The sequence below is a fragment of the Bartonella sp. OT172YNZD genome, from assembly GCF_042193725.1.
GTDB classification, from domain to species: domain Bacteria; phylum Pseudomonadota; class Alphaproteobacteria; order Rhizobiales; family Rhizobiaceae; genus Bartonella; species Bartonella grahamii_A.
The window spans coordinates 1-2,118 of record NZ_JBHILZ010000047.1; the positions used below are offsets into that span (position 1 = coordinate 1).

Consider the following 2,118-nt stretch of genomic DNA (forward strand, 5'->3'; position numbering starts at 1 on the left):
CCTTCCAAAGCTTTTGCTTTTGGTGTTAATTCGGCAATGGTGTTATCCTTCTGCTCTATTTGGCTTTGTAAGTGATTCAAAACACCAAGTAATGCTTCGGGTTTGGAGTAGTCAACTTGTGGTGTTGTTACTTGTTTCAAAAGCCGTTCACATTTGATAAAGTATTGACGTGCTTCATGTCCTTTGTCATTACGCTCGATCATGGAAAGGTGTTTAGCCATGTCTAATGTAATGTGGTATTCCTTTACCTTTCCACCGTTTTCTAAATTTTTAGAAAGCGTTATAAAGTTTATATTTTCCAGAAACTTACATTCTTTAATGCGGTTTTTAATCCAGTCTGCAAACTTTGATGTAATTCCTAAAAATGCATGCAAATCACGCGCGTTAACAGTTTGAACAGTCTCTTGATCAATGACCTGTTCTTTAATTTCTATAAGAGTGTTCATGATGAACTCCTATTGGTTAGACGTTTTTGATTGACACTCTAGAAGAGTGCCGGGCGCTCAAAAACACGGCCAATAGTCCGTCGTTATGCTTTCCCCATAAGGGTATTGTATAGCACAACCACACCCGACAAAGTCATTATATGCGTGTAACATACAACGAGTCAAAGCCTTTAATGTGCGGAGAAGAGATTGTTTCGGCAATCTATCCGCTATTGGTTTAAGGTGTTTTTGAGGCACCTGATTCGATTATTCATATTGTTGCTACATTGTCAAGTGGCAATGTAATGTTTTTATAAAAATAATCCGTTAAGTCCTTAGGTCGTACTTCAAGCATCTTTGCTGCTTCAATAAGACCGAACAAACCATCAGAACGCTTTAGACCTTCCAAAGCTTCAGCTTTTGGAGCTAGTTCTGCAATAACATGATCTTTCTGCTCAATTTGACTTTGTAAGTGATTCAAAACACCAAGTAATGCTTCGGGTTTGGAATAGTCAACTTGTGGTGTTGTTATTTGTCTTTCCAATTCTTGCCAACGGTCAATGATTTTAGCACGTAAAGCAGTACTGTAACCAGATACGAGAATTAAACATTCACGCTTAGGTAAGTTATAACAAGGGCGGCTTTCACCTTTTGCATCAACGTAAGTACCGATAAAATCAACCAATCCAAATTTGGAGCCGTTAAGTTCTTCAAGCATTTTCTTGATATCACGCATAATATGTGCGTGCTGCTTTTTACACAAATCAGCAATTTCACGACTAGACATAGTCCGAGTGGTAGCACTATTAGCAGTGCTTTCTTTAGTTTCTATGAGATTGTTCATAAAGAACTCCTTGCTACTTAGAGGTTTCTTATTGACACTCTACAAGAGTGTCGGGTGTTAAGAAACACGGTAGCAAGTCCGCCGTTATGCTTTTCCCAAAAGGGTATTTTATAGCGTAACTACACCCGACAAAGTCATTATATGCGTGTAACATACAATGAGTCAAAGCTTTTTAATGTGCGGAAAACTGATTATTTCGACAATCAATCCGCTTGCTATCAAGGTGTTTCTTAGGCACCTGATTCGATTATTCATATTGTCGCCACATTGTCAAGTGGCTTCTGAGATTTTTTGCATTTTTGCTAATTTGACTTATCTGTCTTCCTCATCCATATGGATAACGCCTTCGCCTTCGTCGTATGCATTGGGTGGGGCGTTTGGGTCAAGGGTATCATCTTTGTCTGGTGTGGTGTTTGCAACGTTTCCAGCTGTGTTTTCTTGGGCTTCATCAAAAAGCTCGCAATCTATTTTTGTAGTGTAACCACCCGTTTTATCAAGTTTGTGCTTAACACTTTTGATACGCCATTCTGCTGGAATATAGGGGCGGAAAGGGGGCTCTTGAACAAGCTTTGCTTCTGCTTGTACAAAGGGATCACCACCAATATCACATGAGAAAGAAGATTTCCCACGCGATGATTTATTGCGATAAGCCGCAATGGCTGCAACAGCTTCTGATTGATTGTGGTAGGTATATTTGAGTTCATGAAACGGTGGTTTGCCAACCTTGACTTCCTTTTTTTCACCAGTACGGATATCATGATAGTTTGCAAGTACACCGCCTTTTTTCTCTTTGTCTTCTTCTCCTTTCTCAGGTGTTGTTTCTGCTTTTTCCGATTCAGATGATGATGG

The 2,118-nt window shown here is 39.5% G+C and carries 1 protein-coding gene and 2 pseudogenes; all 3 read right to left on the reverse strand.

The genetic code is table 11. From position 1 onward, the window contains the following. Positions 1-446: antA/AntB antirepressor family protein (locus tag ACFIJS_RS08815; RefSeq protein ID WP_375651238.1), on the reverse strand; the 446-nt coding region annotated here is incomplete at its 3' end. Positions 447-732: 286 nt separating this feature from the next. Further along, positions 733-1,269: pseudogene (locus tag ACFIJS_RS08820) on the reverse strand (Rha family transcriptional regulator); the annotation flags it as partial. Between the two features lie 312 nt (positions 1,270-1,581). Continuing rightward, positions 1,582-2,118: pseudogene (locus tag ACFIJS_RS08825) on the reverse strand (late control protein); the annotation flags it as partial.